This window comes from Carnobacterium sp. TMP28, assembly GCF_047553015.1.
GTDB lineage: Bacteria > Bacillota > Bacilli > Lactobacillales > Carnobacteriaceae > Carnobacterium_A.
On sequence record NZ_CP180212.1, the window covers coordinates 437,763 to 454,931 of the forward strand.

Here is a 17,169-nt window from a genome sequence, read left to right on the forward strand (position 1 = left end):
AAAATACATTATTTAGGAGGTAGAAATATGGTAGGAATTATACTAGCAAGCCATGGCGAGTTCGCAGAAGGCATCTTACAATCTGGAGCGATGATTTTTGGAGAACAAGAAAACGTCAAGGCTATTACGTTAATGCCAAGTGAAGGACCAGAAGATGTAAAAGCAAAAATGCAAAAAGCTGTTGCTTCTTTTGATGACCAAGATGAAGTTTTATTCTTAGTCGACTTATGGGGTGGTACTCCATTTAATCAAGCGAACACATTGTTCGAAGACCATAAAGAGAAATGGGCAATCGTTTCTGGGTTGAATTTACCAATGGTAATTGAGGCATACGCTTCTCGCTTATCTATGACGTCTGCTCATGAAATTGCAACACACATTCTTGAAACAGCTAAGGATGGTATTAGAATTAGACCTGAAGAATTAGAACCAGCAGAAGCAGCAGGTGTCAAAGTTGCAGAAGATGGTTTACCTAAAGGACACCTTCCACCAAATACAGTTGTTGGTGATGGACAGATCAAATACGTATTAGTACGTGTCGATTCTCGTTTATTACACGGGCAAGTTGCTACAGCATGGACAAAATCTACTCAACCAAACCGTATTATCGTTGTTTCCGATATCGTTTCTAAAGACGTACTTCGTAAAAAATTAATTGAGCAAGCAGCTCCTCCAGGTGTTAAAGCGAATGTTATTACAATTAATAAAATGATTGAGATTTCTAAAGACCCTCGATTTGGTACAACAAAAGCTTTAATTTTATTTGAAAACCCGACAGATGTTGTTAGAGCAGTTGAAGGTGGCGTAGACTTTAAAGAAATCAACGTTGGTTCAATGGCCCACTCAGTTGGAAAAGTTGTTGTAAATAATGTTCTTTCTATGAGTAAAGAAGACGTAGAAGCTTTCAATCAATTGAAGCAAAAAGGCGTTAAATTTGATGTGCGTAAAGTACCAAATGATTCAGGTTCTAATATGGAAGACATCCTTAAAAAAGCTAAAAACGAATTAGCACGCGCTAAATAACAGAACAAAATTAAATTAAATAGGAGGCCTATTATGTCTATTATATCCATTATTTTAGTAATATTTATTGCATTTCTAGCTGGTATGGAAGGAATCTTAGATGAATTCCAATTTCACCAACCGTTAGTCGCATGTACATTAATCGGTTTAGTTACAGGAAATCTAACAGCCGGTATCATTCTTGGCGGAAGTCTTCAAATGATTGCACTTGGTTGGGCGAACATTGGGGCAGCCGTAGCACCAGATGCTGCATTGGCATCCGTTGCATCAGCAATTATTCTAGTATTAGGTGGACAAGGTGTTGCCGGTATTCCAGCAGCAATCGCAGTTGCGATTCCATTAGCAGTTGCAGGTCTTTTCTTAACAATGGTTGTTCGTACATTAGCTGTACCTATCGTACACTTAATGGACACAGCAGCTGAAACAGGAAATTTCAGAAAAATTGAATTATTACACATTGGCGCAGTATGTATGCAAGGTGTTCGTATCGCTATTCCAGCAGCAGCACTTTTATTCATTCCAGCAGCAACAGTTCAGAATTTCTTAGAGTCAATGCCTTTATGGTTAACAGAAGGTATGGCAATTGGTGGCGGAATGGTCGTTGCAGTTGGTTATGCACTAGTTATCAACATGATGGCAACAAAAGAAGTATGGCCATTCTTTATTCTTGGTTTCGTAGTAGCAGCAATTTCTCAATTAACTCTTATCGCAATCGGAGCAATTGGTGTTGCATTAGCTCTTATTTACTTGAACCTTTCTAAAATGGGCGGCTCATCAAACGGTGGAAGCAACTCAGGCGATCCACTCGGCGACATCTTAAACGATTATTAATCCTAAAGGAGGAGAAGAGACATGGCAGAAAAAATTATACTAACTAAAAGAGATCGTTTAGCCGTTGCATGGCGCTCTACATTTATCCAAGGTTCTTGGAACTATGAACGTATGCAAAATGGTGGTTGGGCTTTCTCAATGATTCCCGCAATTAAAAAATTATATACAACACAAGAAGATCGTGCCGCAGCACTAAAACGTCACTTAGAGTTCTTTAACACTCACCCTTATGTTGCTTCACCAATCATTGGTGTTACTTTAGCACTAGAAGAAGAACGTGCGAATGGTCAACCTGTTGATGACGTAGCTATTCAAGGAGTAAAAGTAGGAATGATGGGACCGTTGGCTGGTGTCGGCGATCCAGTATTCTGGTTTACTGTACGTCCAATGCTAGGTGCTCTAGGAGCATCATTAGCATTAGGTGGAAGTATTCTTGGACCAATTCTTTTCTTCGTAGCTTGGAATGCTATTCGTTGGAGTTTCATGTGGTATACACAAGAACTTGGCTACAAAGCGGGTTCTAAAATTACTGATGACCTTTCAGGCGGATTGTTACAAGATATTACTAAAGGAGCCTCTATCCTTGGTATGTTTGTGCTAGCCTCGCTAGTACAGCGGTGGGTAACAGTTAGCTTTAAGCCAATTGTTTCTGAAGTTCAATTAGATAAAGGTGCTTATATTGAATGGGATCAACTTCCAGCAGGAGCAGAAGGCATGCGTCAAGCAATTGAACAAGCCAACTCAGGTTTGGCTTTATCTGCTACAAAAGTAACAACCTTACAAAATAACCTAGACCAGTTAATCCCAGGATTAGCAGCATTAGGACTAACATTCTTATGTATGTGGTTATTAAACAAAAAAGTTAGCCCAATCATTATCATTCTTGGTTTATTCGTAGTTGGTATTGGTGGACATTTAATCGGACTTCTATAAACTCAAAAAGATAAACCGATAAAAAATCTGTAGATTAAAAAGTCTGCATACATTAGAGTGGTTGAGCTTGTTCTCAGCCACTTTTTTTATTGGTTTAACTTCTTAAAAAAGGTATAATGGATGAAATAAGATAAAAGAAACGGAGCGGATAAAATGGTTGAATCAATTAATACAAAGGTAGATTTGGTAATAGATGCCACCGCTTTTACTGGGTTAACAGATTATGGAAAGATTATGATAGGAGACAAGGGGTTTGAGTTTTATCATGCGCGTGATCCGCGTAAGTTCATTCAAATTCCGTGGGAAGAAGTTAAGCTGGTTATTGCTTCTGTGATGTTTAAGGGGAAATGGATTCCGCGTTACGCTATCGAAACAAAGAAAAACGGAACGTACACATTCTCTTCGAAAAAACCTAAAAAAGTTCTTCGAGCAATAAAAGAATACATCGAACCAGAATATATTGTCCATTCGTTGGGGTTCTTCGATGTGCTTAAGCGCGCTTTTAAATCTTTTATGACAAAAAGATCAGCAAAAAAAAATAAATAGACTAATGTGTAAAACCTAAGATAAAAATCTTAGGTTTTTTTAGGTTATTTGTTGATTAATTCACAAATACATAGTAAACTGTTTAAGAAGGTTTTAATACGCTTTCACTTTTTTTAGAGAAGTGAGTATCGTTTTATAACTAAAAAAAAATGGAGGTAGTATAAATGTTAAACAAAAAAAGAGGATTATTTTTAGGTCTTTGTGCATCACTTGTCATCATGTTAGCAGGTTGTGGAAGTGACGATGAGGCAATGGATAAAGAGTCAATGGCTGCTTCATCATCAACAGCTGAAAGTACAGAAGTTGTTGCAGGAGCATCAATTAGTAGTAAACCAGAAGATTTAGTTATGGGACTTAGCGAAGATGGTGGCTGGATCTTTGCAGCAACCGATGATATTACATTAACGGAAGATCTAGTTGTTGCTGGAACTTTCTATGATAAAGATGACGACAGTGCAGATATTTACCGTAAACTAGCTCTATATGCACAAGATGAAGACCGTACAGTAACAGCTGAGTACACATTAACTGTACCAACAATTACTGTTGAGTCTCCAAACTTTAAAATAGAAAATGGAACAGTTGTTGGCGATATCATTGTTAAAGCAGAAGGCTTTACTCTTGCTAACTCAACTGTTGAAGGAAATGTTACATTTGATTCTCAAGAATTAATGGATGCATCAACTTTTGATGGCGAAACAATTACTGGAGAAACAACAGTAGCTAAATAATGTTCTAAATAAAATAAAGTTTAATGAATAGCCCATTCAACGTTAAGTTGTATGGGCTATTTTTACTATCAATCGATTGAGTACGAATTGACATAACTGGCTAATTCTTTCATATGATTTCTGACAAGAGGTATTCTGTGGTACGATTATGTAAACAACTTAATCTGATTTTTGTGAAAAAGTTACGCATGAATAGGTTAAATGGTTAGATACTATTTTTTAAAATGGGAGGAATAAAGATGTGCACATCTTTAACGTACAAAAAGACTGATTTTTATTTTGGTAGAAACATGGATATTGAGTATTCATTTAATGAAAAAGTTGTGATTACACCACGTAAATTTTCTTTTGACTTAAAAAAATATAAGAAGTTAGAGAGCCACTATGCCATGATAGGTATGGCAACAGTAATTGAGGACTACCCTCTATACGCTGAAGCAACTAATGAAAAAGGTCTTTCAATAGCTGCGCTAAATTTTCCAGGAAATGCCGTTTATTTAGAAGAAAAGCAAGGTCAAATTAACATCACACCATTTGAACTGATTCCTTGGTTATTAGGAACCTGTACGACAGTAGAAGAAGCGAAAGCTGCTTTACAAAAGACGAACATAGTAAATGTACCTTTCAATGAACAGATTCCTTTAGCGCCACAGCACTGGATGATTGCAGATCGTGATCAGTGTATCGTAGTGGAACCGATGGAAGAAGGGGTAAGAATCCATGACAATCCATTTGGCGTCTTAACGAATAATCCACCGTTTGAATTTCACAAAATGAATATGGCTAATTATTTAAATCTTACAGCACACTATCCTACAGACCGATTCAGTTCAGAAATAGACTTGAAACCTTATGGAGTTGGGATGGGGAGCTTAGGTTTACCTGGCGATGTTTCTCCTGCCTCTCGCTTTGTACGTGCGACTTTCCATAAGATGAATGCTATTTCTGAGGATAATGAGAATGCAAATCTTTCACAATTTTTCCATATTCTTGATTCAGTAGCTATGGTCCGTGGCAGTTCTCTTACTAAAGAGGGAAAAAACGATATTACTTCTTATGCTTGTTGTGTGAATACAGAAAAAGGTATTTATTATTATAAGACTTACGAAAACAATCAATTGACGGCTATTCATATGCATAATGAAAACTTAGATTCAGATGAATTAATAACAGTTGAACTCATTAAAACGCAACAAATCAATCATGTAAATAACTAAAATAATAACAAAGAGAGCTATTCCCTAAGTGTATTGGGGAATAGCCTTTTTCATCTATGACTATTTAATCATTTAAAATTTCTGCTACATAACTACTATTTAACCAAAAGCACTGCTTAGTAATTTTTTGGCCATCATTTAAAAGATACTTATCTTGCCCATCTCTAGCTTTCGGTCTAATATGTGCTACACCGTTAAAAGTAGATTTTGGAAGATTATTCCTTTCTACGACTTTAGAACCCCTTATGCAGTGTTCTATCTTGATTCCTTCTTCTAATATCTTTTTTGTTTCTAGCCAAAGATTTTTCACCTCATTATCCAATATCGTTGAAGGCATATTCCATAATTTAACTTTTTTAAAGTAGAGTAGTCTATTTGGATTGCTTTTTTTGCTTTCTTTATATTCTAAAACAATAAATAAAATTTTTGATTTATCGAATCGGTTGTATAAAAAACTATCTTCCCATTTAATTTCTTTTTGCCACTCGTTAAAATCAATTTTTTCAAATGACATACTTTCTTGAGGTTTTCCATTTGGCTCTATGCGAATAGTTTTGAATTTTATATCTGCTTTAGCAAATTCTTCTATATCATTTAGTTTTGTCCCTCTAATCCCTAGTATGGTACTAATAAATTGAGGAATATAGGATTTACTGGATTTATTTATTTTGATATTAAGTTCTTTCGAAAGTTGAGATAAGCTTTTACTGTAATAGGGAGAAAACTTTAATTCAATTAGTTCTTCAAGTGTATTATCTTTTAACTTATCAAAAGAAGCTATTTTAATAAGTTTATTTCCAGCTAACTGTTTTCTTACTAAGGTAGTCATATAAGATTGTTTCAAAGAATAAGCACGTTGTTTGGCGAGCACTTCAGAAAAGGGTTGTGATCGCATACTCTTACTATTAGCGCCTTTTGTACAGGCTCCTAAATAAAACGTATCTCCTTCAGAAAGTTCGTGTGCTTTTCCAGCTATAATTTTATTTACTATAATTTGCCAATCGTGCTTTATAATTTCCAAGTCTTCTTCAGGATATGTATAAATAAAACTATCAATGATTTTGTAATCTTTGCTATTTATTTCAGGAAGCCATAAATAAAACATTAATAATAATTTTTTATTTTTATGCCAAAAACTAGAATGATTAAAACTAGCATAAGGTTCAGTCATATAGTCAATGATATTTAAGACAAGACGTTCTTTTGATGAAAAAGTTTTATTTTTGTTTATTTTAATAGGTGTCACTTTTAATTCAATATCTAATTCTTCAAAGTCTGGTCCAGCTTTTGAATTTATATCATAACCAAATAAACTTTCTTCAATAACGTGACCAAATTGGCCCTTTGTCGTTTTATCTAGTCTATTATAAATATCAATTTCAGAGAAAGATTTTCCTTTAGCTTCATTAGCCTTATCTATTAACTCTTTTTCTGTGAAATACATTTATTTTTTCCTCCTATTCCTAGTATAAGATTTACTGTTATTTTAACATAAATAATAAAATTGATCTTGATCTTTGTATATTTTTAGTGTATAATAAAAATTGATAGTAAATTCGAAAGGATGTTCGTTATTTTATGGAAAATAAAAATTCACTTAATGTACTTGAACTCTTTGCTGGCGTTGGTGGGTTTAGAGTTGGATTAGAACGAGCCGATTCTAATTTTTTTGTAACTAAATGGGCTAACCAATGGGAACCAGGACGTAAAGCGCAAGATGCGTTTGATAGTTATAATTCCCATTTTCCTGATAGTCAAAATATTAACGAAGATATCTCAACTATTCCTGATGAGTTTTTTGAAAATAACAATATAAATTTATTAGTCGGAGGATTCCCTTGTCAAGATTACTCAGTAGCTAGAAGTTTATCAGGAGGTTTAGGTATTGCTGGAAAAAAAGGTGTTCTATTTTGGGATATCATAAGAGTGATTAGACTTTCACTTCCAAATTACGTACTTTTGGAAAATGTTGATCGTTTGTTAAAATCTCCAGTAAAACAAAGAGGTAGAGATTTTTTAATTATGTTATCTGCTTTCAATAAACTTGGTTATTCAGTTGAGTGGAGAGTTATCAATGCTGCTGAATATGGATTAGCACAAAGAAGAAGGCGGATTTTCATCTTTGCTTATCGAAATGATGAAAATTTTTATAAAAAACAAATGACTATTGCTGATACTGATTTATTATTATCAAAAGGATTTTTTGCTGAGCAGTTTCCTGTTGAAAAAGATAGTGTTAAAAACAGAATAATTGAAGGGACTATTTCGAATGATATTGTAGAAGTTTCAGATGATTATTCTGCTACACTATATAACTCTGGAATTATGAGAAATGGTAAGTATTTATCTATTGAAACTAAACCGGTGTACGAAAAACCGATAACGTTAGGCGAAATTTTAGAACCAGAAGAAGATGTAGATGAAAAGTATTATGTAAAAGAAGAAAAAGTTGAGAAATTTAAATATCTGAGAGGCCCAAAAAAGATAGAGCGTACTTCAAAAGATGGTCATAGCTATACTTTTTCAGAAGGAAGTATGTCAGAAACAGATGATTTAACTAAACCAGGTCGTACGATGTTAACTAGTGAGAGTTCAATAAATAGAAGTACTCACTTTATTAATGTCAATGGAAGATTTAGAGTATTAACCCCTATTGAATGCGAAAGATTAAACGGTTTTCAAGATGACTGGACTAATGGAATGCCAGATAGAATGAGATATTTTTGTATGGGTAATGCACTTGTTACTGGTATAATTGAAAGAATAGGTTATAGAATTAAAGAAATAACGCCTGAAAATGAGTTAACTAGAAAACCTATTCAAACTGAGTTAAATATATAAGGTAATTAATAGATAACACCATAAGTCCTCAACCTTTTTTTTATTTGAAGAGTTTTGGGCTTATTTTTTTTGCCTCTATAAAAAATCGCATTGGAACAAGGTATAGCAGATGAAGAAATTAGTAAGGGGCTTCAATGTGAACTAGGAACGCCAATCTATTTTATTAATCGTATTCGTTACGTTGAGGACCAACCCTTTTCAGTTGAGTACAGTTATTTCAATAAAGATATTATTCCATATATTGGAAAAGAAATCGCAGAAGATTCTATTTATAATTATATTGAAAATGATTTGAAACTAACGATTGGTTTTGCTGATAAGTATATTTTTGTTGAGAAACTTTCTAAAATAAATAGTGAGTATCTTGAATTAGAAGAAGCAGATCCATCAATGGTTACAGAAGAAACCGTCTTTCTTTCTAATGGTAAAGTTTTTAATCATTCAACAGTTATTCATCATTACAAACAGGCTAAGTTTTTTGCATTAGCTAAGAATTGGTGACAACGAATCAGAAAGCTACTTTCTTTGTTTAAAGAGAATCTAACTAATGATTCTACGTCAGTCAAAAAAATAGTCTTATTTTTTGTGAGATTTTTGCTAGTTTAAAATATTTTATCTGATTAAAGATTGTGACTAACTTTGTGGGTAACTTTTGATTTAACTAATCTTAAGTCCTTTTGGTTATCAACAGATTTTCGTAAAAACTGTTGATAACCTTACCTAATGTAAAAAAATAAATTTTGTGCTAGTCTTTTTTTGTGAAAAGATAGCTTTGACAATCTTGTGTGGGTAGTCCATACTAAGTGGAATAGTTTTTTCTACGAATACAGTAAAAGAAATGACTACATAGAGGAAAGAAAGGAAGTATGGGCAATGTTTTTATGTAAAACAACTGGAGGCATTACCTATTATCGTATGACTCATTTTACCTCATCACTATAAAAATTAGGAGTGTAGAAAATGAAGAAATTGTCAATACGAGAAAGTTTTGCTTTACTATTTTTATTATTAATTATGATCGGTGTCAGTATTATTAAATTTAATTTGGATCCACAAACACCTTTATTATTAGCCATTACTGTGCTAATTATCTGGGGAAGGTTTCGTAAACATAGCTGGGAAGAGATTCATGAAGGCATTCAAAAAGGTGTGAAGACTGGTATTATTCCAATGATTATTTTCATTCTAATTGGTGCCTTGATTGCCATTTGGATTGCTTCAGGGATTATTCCTTCGATGATGGTCGTTGGATTTAAGTTACTAAATCCTAGTTTCTTTATTCCATCTGTCTTTTTAATTTGTGCCGTAGTGGGTACGTCGATTGGCTCAGCCTTTACGACAGTTTCTACCATCGGATTAGCTTTCTTAGGGATGGGAACAGCTATGGGCTTTGCTCCTGGTTTAGTAGCGGGAGCGATTGTGTCAGGGAGTGTTTTTGGAGATAAGATGTCTCCTTTATCTGACAGTACAAATTTATCCGCAGCAGTAGCTGAGGTAGATTTATTTAAACACATAAAGAACTTAATGTGGACAACGATTCCGAGCTTGATTCTATCCGCTTTATTGTTTTTGTTTCTTGGCATGAACAAGCAACTGGCAACAACGAATCAAGTTGCTGGGTTAACAAAGGTGATAGAAACAAATTTTACAGTAAGCTGGTTAGCAGCTATCCCAATTGTTCTTATTTTCATTAGTTCATGGAAAAGAATTCCAGCCATCCCGACACTCTTGATTAACATTGCTGTATCGATTGGATTGTTAAACATTCATTCGCCAAAAGTTAGCCTTTCGCAGATGTCTAGTTACATTCAAGAAGGATATGTTTCAACAACAGGCAACGAAATAATTGATGCGCTGCTGTCAAGGGGTGGAGTTCAAAGTATGATGTGGTCTATTTCATTGATTATTTTAGCTCTTGCTTTAGGCGGTTTGTTGATGGAATTTAAGATTATCGATACGGTCATGGCGCCAATTTCTAATGCGCATTTATCCATAGGAAATCTAATTCTAGTTACAGCCTTATCTGCTATCGGGGTAAATGCTTTAGTTGGTGAACAGTATTTAGCAATTGTTTTGCCGGGAAATGCCTTTAAGAAAACATACAAAAAGATGGGATTATCCCCATTAGCTCTTTCACGTGTCTTGGAAGATGCGGGTGCAGTGATGAATTCGTTAATTCCATGGGGCGTTAGTGGTGTCTTCATCTCAACTGCTTTAGGTGTTCCAACGTTAACGTATTTACCATACACCTTCTTTTGTTTATTTTCGCCAATTTTAACCGTAATAAGCGGTTATACAAATATTGGGATCAAAAAACTTAAGCCAGCAACATTGACTGACTAAAAAAAGTCAAAAGTGCGTTTAATCGTGCTTTTGGCTTTTTTTATTTTTTAAAAGTAATCCTCTAACTTGACTTGTATAGGTAGAAATCTCTACTATAAAGGTAATCGATTTGCATAATCATATACTAAAGGAGATGGAAATAATGGAAACAGTTACGTTAACAAATGGAACAAACATACCACTAGTCGGAACGGGAACGAATACGTACGGAAAAGTAGAAAATAAGTACAAAGGCGAGTTGAATGATGATTTTAGTGCATTAGAATCAGCAATCCAGGCTGGTTATCGTTTAATTGATACGGCTATTTATTATCGAAATGAAGCAGGTGTAGGCCAAACGATTAAAGACAGTGGCATTGCTCGTAAAGAGTTTTACTTAACAACAAAAATTCCTGAGCTTGATGAGTATGTTGGGTCTAAAGAAGTGGTTGAACAAGCTTTATTGAAGAGCCTAGAAAACTTACAAACAGACTACATTGATTTATACTTAATCCATCAGCCAATTGAAGACAAAAAAACGCTAAAGAGAGCATGGCAAGTACTGGAGTCATTCGTTGATGCAGGAAAAATTAAGTCGATTGGTGTATCTAACTTTTCTATTAAATTATTAGAAGAGATGAAAGCTTATACTAGAATTCAACCAGCGGTTAATCAGATTGAATCTAATCCATCTAATTGGAACAATGAATTAATTGATTATTTAAAAGATCAAGCAATTGTACCAGAGGCTTGGGGACCATTAAGTAGATTAACTGAGGAACAACGAGCTAAGCTAACCGCTATTGGGGATAAGTATGGGAAAAACTGGGGACAAGTATTGCTTCGTTATCAAATTCAGAGAAAAGTCGTGGTTATCCCCAAATCCCATAACAAACAACGTCAATTATCAAATTTAGAGTTGTTTGACTTTAATTTATCCACAGAAGATATCCAAGTGATTGAAACCCTTTAATTACCCATTTGTTTAAAACAAAGGCTTTTTAAGTTTTGATACTTAAAAAGCTTTTTTACTGCTCTACTCTAGATTTAAGCGATGGAACGGATCAGTTCAAACATCCAACTACTTCACTTGTCCAAACCAAAACAAAAACGACCGATTGATGGACTAGAGGGAGTGAACTGGTCATTTATGCGTTGAAAACGCCTGAGTGGGGTAATAGTTTTGATTCACTTGTCTATTTTGAAGCGATGAAGTCTGTTTACTACTCTACTCTAGATGTAAGCGATGGAACGGACCAGTTCAGACATCCAACTACTTCACTTGTCCAAACCAAGCCAAAAACGGCTGAGTGGCGGACTAGAGGGCGTGAACTGGTCATCTAGCGTTGAAAACGCCTGAGTGAGGTCGTATTTTTGTCAGACTTGTCTATTTAAAAGGGTGAAGAATCCATTGGTGGGTTATAATGAGTGTAAGAAAAGAAAGTACAGATAAGTGTGAGTCATGTTGGGAGGAAATAAAAGTGAAGCGATTGGTTTTAGTTTCATTTATAGCAACCTTATTCATCGTATTACTAGTAGGGTGTGGAAATAAAAAACGGATGGAATCCGTTGATGATAGTCAGCCAGCAAGTGAACCAACATCAAGCAAGGTAATTCAAGAGCAAGAATTGAGCAGTGAAAAATCTGAGTCAGATCCTAGAGATCAAGCTATCGTACCGACCCTTTTTATTCATGGATACGGCGGAACAGACTTTACGTTCAATGAGATGTTGATCCGTTTTGAAAAGGAACATTACGGTAAACAGGAGTTAACTCTGACTGTTGAATCAGATGGGACTATTTTTGAAACAGGCAATTGGCAAGACGATTCTTCTAATCCATTTATTCAGGTTTTATTCGTAGAGAACAAAGACAATGAATGGAATCAAGCGGATTGGATTAAAGCCGTATTGGTTCATTTGAAAACAACCTATCAGATAGCTGAAGTAAACCTCGTTGGGCATTCAATGGGAGGGGTTAGCAGTTTTAGGTATGCCGTTGCTTATGGAAACGAGCAAACACAACCAAGGATTAAACGCTTAGTTGCTATTGGGGCGCCTTTTAATGATTTTGTCGTTGGAAATGAAAATCAAACACTTGAAGAATTGTATCAAAATGGTCCATTAGTCAGTAGTGGACGTTACAGCGAATTTTCAACTATGATTGACAACTATCCACCTACCACGCAAATGTTAACGATCATGGGAGACATAGAAGATGGTTCTGAAAGTGATGGGACAGTTTCTGTTCGTAGTGGCTTAGCGATTGGCTATCTAATGCAGTCCAACCAATTGGATTACCGTCAAGAAGTTGTAACCGGTAAAAATTCATCTCATATTCAGTTGCATGAGAATCCTAAAGTAGACCGACTAATTGTAGACTTCTTAGAATGGACGAGATAATTCTAAGTAAGCTAAACTAAAAAAGAATGAGTGGATTGTAAAAACTAAAAGACTAGTAAACGGATGTAGGAGTGGAAAAATGTGGGGAAAACAATAGGAGTGATTTTAGGTATTCTAGTCATTTTGTTGCTAATCGGATTAGGTGTTGCGGGAGAGTTCTTTTATCGCAAAGCCGTAGCCTTAAATGATAAAGCGTTTATCGGACAAGCGATTGTTGCGGGTGTTTATCCGCTGGATGATCCGTGGAGAATGGAGCGAATGTGGTACGAGAACGCCAATCGTGAGATTCTTACGATTCGATCAACGGATAACTTGATCTTATCAGCAATTTATTTAGCAGAAAATCCAGATTCTAAAAAGGTAGCGCTATTAGCTCATGGCTATACGGGCAATTTGAAAGAGATGGCTCCGTATGCTAAATTGTATGCTGAAATGGGCTTCAATGTTCTTGTGCCAGATGCTAGAGGACATGGCGAAAGTGAAGGGAATTATATTGGATTTGGTTGGCATGAGCGAAAAGATTATTTGCAATGGATTGAATTGATGATTGAAAAGAGTGGTAAAGACGCTGAAATAGCTTTATTCGGTATTAGCATGGGTGGTGCAACAGTGATGAATGTTAGTGGTGAACACTTACCTACTAATGTTAAAGTTATTGTGGAAGACTGTGGGTATAGTTCTGTAACAGGTGAATTAGCTCATCAGTTGAAAGAAATGTACCACTTACCTGCTTTTCCTTTAGTGCCAATCACTAGTTTCATCACCAAAATCCGATCGAATTATTGGTTTAGTGAGGCGAGTAGTGTGAACCAAGTGAAGAAAAACAAGGTCCCCATGCTATTTATCCATGGGGAAAAGGATACATTTGTTCCAACAAAAATGCTTGATGAGGTATATGAAGCCAATGCGTCGTCTAAAAAAATGTACCTTTCACCACGTGCAGCACATGCAAAGTCTTATCAAGAAAATAAAGCAGACTATAAGCAAGTGGTACAGGAATTTGTTTCTACCTATATTAGTTAATCGAGAACAAATAAAAAAAATTTCAACCAAACATGTTGGTTGAAATCTTTTTTTATATTTGTACGCCTAATTTCAATCGTTTGACTACACGAGATAAAGCAAAACAAATACTGAAATACAACAAAGCCATTGCAGCAAACATTGGAATAACATAGTTTGTGTTTTGACCGTAAATAATTTTAGCATTATGTGTAATCTCAGGAAGCGAGATGATGATAGCTAAGGACGTATCTTTAATTAGTGAAATGAATTGACTTAAAATAGGTGGAACCATCGCTTTAAAGGCCTGTGGAATAATAAGATACAACAACGTTTGACTATACGTTAATCCAGTTGAAAGACCGGCTTCTGTTTGCCCTTTAGGTACGGAGTTTAGTCCAGCACGGATAATTTCAGAAAGCATAGCTGACTCAAAAATAGTCATGGCAGCAATCGCCGACCAAAAAATATCTAAGCGAATGCCAATTTGTGGCAAAGCAAAGTAGGTGAAAAAGATAATCAATAAAAGCGGTAAGTTTCGAATTAAGTCAATGAGTAACCCGACTAGCTTTGAAGCGACGGGGATCTTCAAGTAACGAACTAAGCCTAACAAACTGCCAATAATAAAACTGAAAATAATGGAAAGAACCGCAACTTCCACGGTAACTAGGAGTCCATCCAACAAGAAGCGGATGTTGACCCATGATAAAGCCTCTACAAAGTTCAAATGAATTTCCTCCTTCTACTCGTTACTCGCTAAGCGACGTTCAATGTGTGCCATTAAGTAAGTTAATGGCAAAGTAATAATTAAATACAAAAGACCGATTAAAATATAGGTATCAAATGTATTAAACGTTGTGCTTGCAATCAAGTCTCCTTGATACATTAAATCAAGACCAGCTACCATAGCCAATACAGATGAATTTTTAACAAGATTGATAAATTGATTGCCAAGAGGCGGAATAACAATTTTAACCGCTTGAGGCAAAACAATGTAGCGCATTGTTTGGCTATAGGTAAACCCAGTTGAAAGACCAGCTTCCATTTGTCCTTTTGGAACACTCAAAATACCTGCTCGGATGGTTTCAGCAATAAAAGCAGACGTGTAAATTGTCAATCCAATTGTTCCAGCTGTAAATCCATCAATTTGGAACCAATACAATGGAACAACAACATAGAAAAACATCACGATAATCAGTAAAGGGATGTTTCTGAAAAACTCAACGTAAGCACTAGCTAATAATCTAATGACTTTATTTGTTGAGATTTGAAAGATAGCGAATAAGGTACCGATTAGTAAACTAAAAAATAAGGCAATGACACTTGAATATAAGGTGAATGTAAACCCTTCAAGCAAAATACCTGAATTGTCATTGAAAATTTGAATCATAGGTGACACCTCACTTTATCTATTGAAATAAGTACACTAATTAATTTAATTTAGGAATCCATTTTGCGTAGATTTCATCGTAAATTCCATTCTCTTTAATGGTTTGTAAAGCTGCATTAATCGTTTTAACAAAGGGCTCTTGTCCTTTATTGATAGCAATTCCATAAGGTTCATCCGTAAAGTTATCACCAGCTAAACGATAGTCTGGATTTTTAGCAATGATACCTAATAGAATAGCATTATCCGTAGTCATGGCATCACCTTGGCCAGATTGCATCGCAGTAAAAGCTTCAGAATAATTTTCTAATTCAAGAATCGTTGCATCAGGTGCATACTTTCTGATATTTACAGCAGAGGTAGAGCCTTTAACAGCTAAAACAGTTGTTTCACTAGTTAAGTCTTCAATACCTTGGATTGAGCTATTCATTGGAACGAGTAAGGCTTGTCCGGCAGCAAAGTAAACATCTGAAAAATCAACTTGTTTTTTACGTTCTTCGTTAATGGTCATCGTAGCGATAATAACATCAATATTGCCATTCTTTAATAAGGGGATTCTTGTTTTCGATGTAACTTCAACAAAATGAGCATTCTGAGCATCACCGGTAAGTTCTTTTGTTAAAGCTTTTGCGATATCAATATCAAATCCTTCAATTTCTGTTGTTTCAATGTTATATAATCCAAATAAACTTGTATCTACTTTCACTCCCCAAGTAATTTCTGGGTTTTCTTCTAGTCGGTCGTTAATATCTTCTGTAGACAAGCTTTTTGTGCCACAAGCTGCTAATAGAAGTATTGGAAAGAGTAAAAGGAGTAAAGTAGCTGGTTTAAACGTTTGTTTCATTTAAACACCCTCCTTTTGATTAATGATTAATAATTTTGCTTAAAAATTGTTTGGCTCTTGGTTCTTGTGGATCTGCGTAAAAAGCAGCGGCTTCACGGTCTTCTAAGACTTGCCCGTCGGCCATAAAAATAACACGGTCAGCTACTTCACGAGCAAAGCCCATTTCGTGGGTAACGACAATCATCGTCATGCCTTCTTTAGCTAATTTTTTCATAACGTCTAACACATCTTCAATCGTTTCAGGATCAAGTGCACTTGTTGGTTCGTCAAATAGTAAAACGTTAGGATCCATTGCAAGCCCTCTAGCAATGGCAATCCGTTGTTGTTGCCCACCTGAAAGTTGAGAAGGATAAGAATCTTTTTTATCTAGCATATTGACCTTATCTAATAGCTTTTCAGCATTCTTTTGTGCTTCTTCTTTTGTTTGTTTCAATACTTTCATGGGTGCAAGCATGATATTTTCTAACACTGTTTTATGAGGGTATAAGTTGAAGTGTTGGAAAACCATTCCGACATTTTTTCGGATTTTAGTGATGTTTGTTTTTTTATCATGAATATTGTATTCATTGATTGTCAAATCGCCTTTTGTAATGTCTTCTAGACCATTAATACAACGCAACATGGTACTTTTACCAGAACCAGATGGACCAATGACTACAACGACTTCCCCTTTTTTGAAATGTAAATTAATGTTTTTTAATGCATGAAAGTCACCATAATATTTTTCAACATGTTTAAATTCAATCATGTAGACACACTCCTTAATCAATTTGTGAAGATAAATAAAGGAGGAAGACTAAGTGGGGATTCACCCTCCTCTTATGCTCCCTATCCTAAGATGAAACAGCTGTTTTAAAAAAAGTTAGACTAAAAAATCACTAAATAAAATAGCCATCAGCAGAGCTGGATAGCTTTTATCTTTTCAGATATACAGTTAAGGACGTACAAAAATAATCTAGTACAAAACGACATGATGTAGTCATCATACGCTGCATTGTTCGCTTTCTGTTGGTTTAGTTAAGCTATGAACCCTAAGATTAGCATTAAACTAGTTGAATTGTAAATAAAAATTAACTGAAAGTTTTTTATA

At 35.1% G+C, this 17,169-nt stretch carries 18 protein-coding genes; 13 read left to right on the forward strand and 5 right to left on the reverse strand.

Annotated elements, in window-relative coordinates; translation table 11 throughout:
- Positions 1–27 precede the first annotated feature (27 nt).
- The 6 genes from ACMHYH_RS02145 (at position 28) to bsh (ending at position 5,281) form a co-directional block, all read left to right on the forward strand.
- Complete coding sequence (locus ACMHYH_RS02145) at positions 28–1,023, forward strand: mannose/fructose/sorbose PTS transporter subunit IIA (RefSeq protein WP_414839760.1); 996 nt, start codon at positions 28–30, stop codon at positions 1,021–1,023.
- A 33-nt stretch (positions 1,024–1,056) separates the two neighbouring features.
- Positions 1,057–1,854 (forward strand): PTS mannose/fructose/sorbose transporter subunit IIC, encoded by a 798-nt coding sequence (locus ACMHYH_RS02150; protein ID WP_414839761.1) that lies wholly within the window; start codon positions 1,057–1,059, stop codon positions 1,852–1,854.
- A gap of 21 nt (positions 1,855–1,875) precedes the next feature.
- Positions 1,876–2,787 carry a PTS system mannose/fructose/sorbose family transporter subunit IID gene (locus tag ACMHYH_RS02155; protein WP_414839762.1) on the forward strand — a complete coding sequence of 304 codons (912 nt, stop codon included), beginning with the start codon at positions 1,876–1,878 and terminating at the stop codon, positions 2,785–2,787.
- Positions 2,788–2,940: 153 nt separating this feature from the next.
- Positions 2,941–3,333: a DUF956 family protein gene (locus ACMHYH_RS02160; RefSeq protein ID WP_414839763.1), complete on the forward strand. Its 393-nt coding sequence runs from the start codon at positions 2,941–2,943 to the stop codon at positions 3,331–3,333.
- A 164-nt stretch (positions 3,334–3,497) separates the two neighbouring features.
- Positions 3,498–4,064, forward strand: coding sequence for a polymer-forming cytoskeletal protein (locus tag ACMHYH_RS02165; RefSeq protein WP_414839764.1), 567 nt, complete (start codon positions 3,498–3,500; stop codon positions 4,062–4,064).
- Between the two features lie 239 nt (positions 4,065–4,303).
- Positions 4,304–5,281, forward strand: coding sequence for a choloylglycine hydrolase (gene bsh, locus ACMHYH_RS02170; protein WP_414839765.1), 978 nt, complete (start codon positions 4,304–4,306; stop codon positions 5,279–5,281).
- 64 nt (positions 5,282–5,345) lie between these two features.
- On the opposite strand, the gene ACMHYH_RS02175 is transcribed toward bsh, so the two are convergent.
- Entirely contained in the window at positions 5,346–6,725 is a 1,380-nt protein-coding gene (locus ACMHYH_RS02175; protein WP_414839766.1) for a Sau3AI family type II restriction endonuclease, read from the reverse strand.
- Positions 6,726–6,859: 134 nt separating this feature from the next.
- Here ACMHYH_RS02175 and dcm point away from each other — a divergent pair, with 134 nt between their 5' ends.
- The 7 genes from dcm (at position 6,860) to ACMHYH_RS02210 (ending at position 13,869) form a co-directional block, all read left to right on the forward strand.
- Positions 6,860–8,122: a DNA (cytosine-5-)-methyltransferase gene (dcm, locus tag ACMHYH_RS02180; protein ID WP_414839767.1), complete on the forward strand. Its 1,263-nt coding sequence runs from the start codon at positions 6,860–6,862 to the stop codon at positions 8,120–8,122.
- Positions 8,123–8,212: 90 nt separating this feature from the next.
- Complete coding sequence (locus ACMHYH_RS02185; protein WP_414839768.1) at positions 8,213–8,623, forward strand: UTRA domain-containing protein; 411 nt, start codon at positions 8,213–8,215, stop codon at positions 8,621–8,623.
- 459 nt (positions 8,624–9,082) lie between these two features.
- A complete protein-coding gene (nhaC, locus tag ACMHYH_RS02190; protein WP_414839769.1) occupies positions 9,083–10,465 on the forward strand; it encodes a Na+/H+ antiporter NhaC in 1,383 nt (460 codons plus the stop codon).
- A 142-nt stretch (positions 10,466–10,607) separates the two neighbouring features.
- Positions 10,608–11,417 (forward strand): aldo/keto reductase family protein, encoded by an 810-nt coding sequence (locus ACMHYH_RS02195; RefSeq protein WP_414839770.1) that lies wholly within the window; start codon positions 10,608–10,610, stop codon positions 11,415–11,417.
- 182 nt (positions 11,418–11,599) lie between these two features.
- A complete protein-coding gene (locus tag ACMHYH_RS02200; RefSeq protein WP_414839771.1) occupies positions 11,600–11,788 on the forward strand; it encodes a hypothetical protein in 189 nt (62 codons plus the stop codon).
- A 137-nt stretch (positions 11,789–11,925) separates the two neighbouring features.
- Positions 11,926–12,846 (forward strand): alpha/beta fold hydrolase, encoded by a 921-nt coding sequence (locus ACMHYH_RS02205; RefSeq protein WP_414839772.1) that lies wholly within the window; start codon positions 11,926–11,928, stop codon positions 12,844–12,846.
- Positions 12,847–12,927: 81 nt separating this feature from the next.
- Entirely contained in the window at positions 12,928–13,869 is a 942-nt protein-coding gene (locus ACMHYH_RS02210) for an alpha/beta hydrolase (protein ID WP_414839773.1), read from the forward strand.
- 52 nt (positions 13,870–13,921) lie between these two features.
- Here the strand turns inward: ACMHYH_RS02210 and ACMHYH_RS02215 are convergent, their stop codons facing one another.
- From ACMHYH_RS02215 to ACMHYH_RS02230, 4 genes are read right to left on the reverse strand one after another with little or no spacing between them, the layout of a single operon-like run.
- On the reverse strand, positions 13,922–14,575 hold the full coding sequence (locus tag ACMHYH_RS02215; protein ID WP_414839774.1) for an amino acid ABC transporter permease: 654 nt from the start codon (positions 14,573–14,575) through the stop codon (positions 13,922–13,924).
- 15 nt (positions 14,576–14,590) lie between these two features.
- Positions 14,591–15,238 (reverse strand): amino acid ABC transporter permease, encoded by a 648-nt coding sequence (locus ACMHYH_RS02220; protein ID WP_414839775.1) that lies wholly within the window; start codon positions 15,236–15,238, stop codon positions 14,591–14,593.
- A gap of 40 nt (positions 15,239–15,278) precedes the next feature.
- Positions 15,279–16,079, reverse strand: coding sequence for a transporter substrate-binding domain-containing protein (locus ACMHYH_RS02225; RefSeq protein WP_414839776.1), 801 nt, complete (start codon positions 16,077–16,079; stop codon positions 15,279–15,281).
- A 19-nt stretch (positions 16,080–16,098) separates the two neighbouring features.
- The gene (locus ACMHYH_RS02230; RefSeq protein ID WP_414839777.1) at positions 16,099–16,827 is read right to left on the reverse strand and encodes an amino acid ABC transporter ATP-binding protein; all 729 of its coding nucleotides are present in this window, start codon (positions 16,825–16,827) and stop codon (positions 16,099–16,101) included.
- Between the last annotated feature and the right edge of the window lie 342 nt (positions 16,828–17,169).

Excerpts from the sequence above, each read along its gene's own strand:
- ACMHYH_RS02145 (WP_414839760.1), top strand. The coding sequence starts at position 28 with ATGGTAGGAATTATACTAGCAAGCCATGGCGAGTTCGCAGAAGGCATC.
- ACMHYH_RS02150 (WP_414839761.1), top strand. The coding sequence starts at position 1,057 with ATGTCTATTATATCCATTATTTTAGTAATATTTATTGCATTTCTAGCT.
- ACMHYH_RS02155 (WP_414839762.1), top strand. The coding sequence starts at position 1,876 with ATGGCAGAAAAAATTATACTAACTAAAAGAGATCGTTTAGCCGTTGCA.
- ACMHYH_RS02160 (WP_414839763.1), top strand. The coding sequence starts at position 2,941 with ATGGTTGAATCAATTAATACAAAGGTAGATTTGGTAATAGATGCCACC.
- ACMHYH_RS02165 (WP_414839764.1), top strand. The coding sequence starts at position 3,498 with ATGTTAAACAAAAAAAGAGGATTATTTTTAGGTCTTTGTGCATCACTT.
- bsh (WP_414839765.1), top strand. The coding sequence starts at position 4,304 with ATGTGCACATCTTTAACGTACAAAAAGACTGATTTTTATTTTGGTAGA.
- ACMHYH_RS02175 (WP_414839766.1), bottom strand. The coding sequence starts at position 6,725 with ATGTATTTCACAGAAAAAGAGTTAATAGATAAGGCTAATGAAGCTAAA.
- dcm (WP_414839767.1), top strand. The coding sequence starts at position 6,860 with ATGGAAAATAAAAATTCACTTAATGTACTTGAACTCTTTGCTGGCGTT.
- nhaC (WP_414839769.1), top strand. The coding sequence starts at position 9,083 with ATGAAGAAATTGTCAATACGAGAAAGTTTTGCTTTACTATTTTTATTA.
- ACMHYH_RS02195 (WP_414839770.1), top strand. The coding sequence starts at position 10,608 with ATGGAAACAGTTACGTTAACAAATGGAACAAACATACCACTAGTCGGA.
- ACMHYH_RS02220 (WP_414839775.1), bottom strand. The coding sequence starts at position 15,238 with ATGATTCAAATTTTCAATGACAATTCAGGTATTTTGCTTGAAGGGTTT.
- ACMHYH_RS02225 (WP_414839776.1), bottom strand. The coding sequence starts at position 16,079 with ATGAAACAAACGTTTAAACCAGCTACTTTACTCCTTTTACTCTTTCCA.
- ACMHYH_RS02230 (WP_414839777.1), bottom strand. The coding sequence starts at position 16,827 with ATGATTGAATTTAAACATGTTGAAAAATATTATGGTGACTTTCATGCA.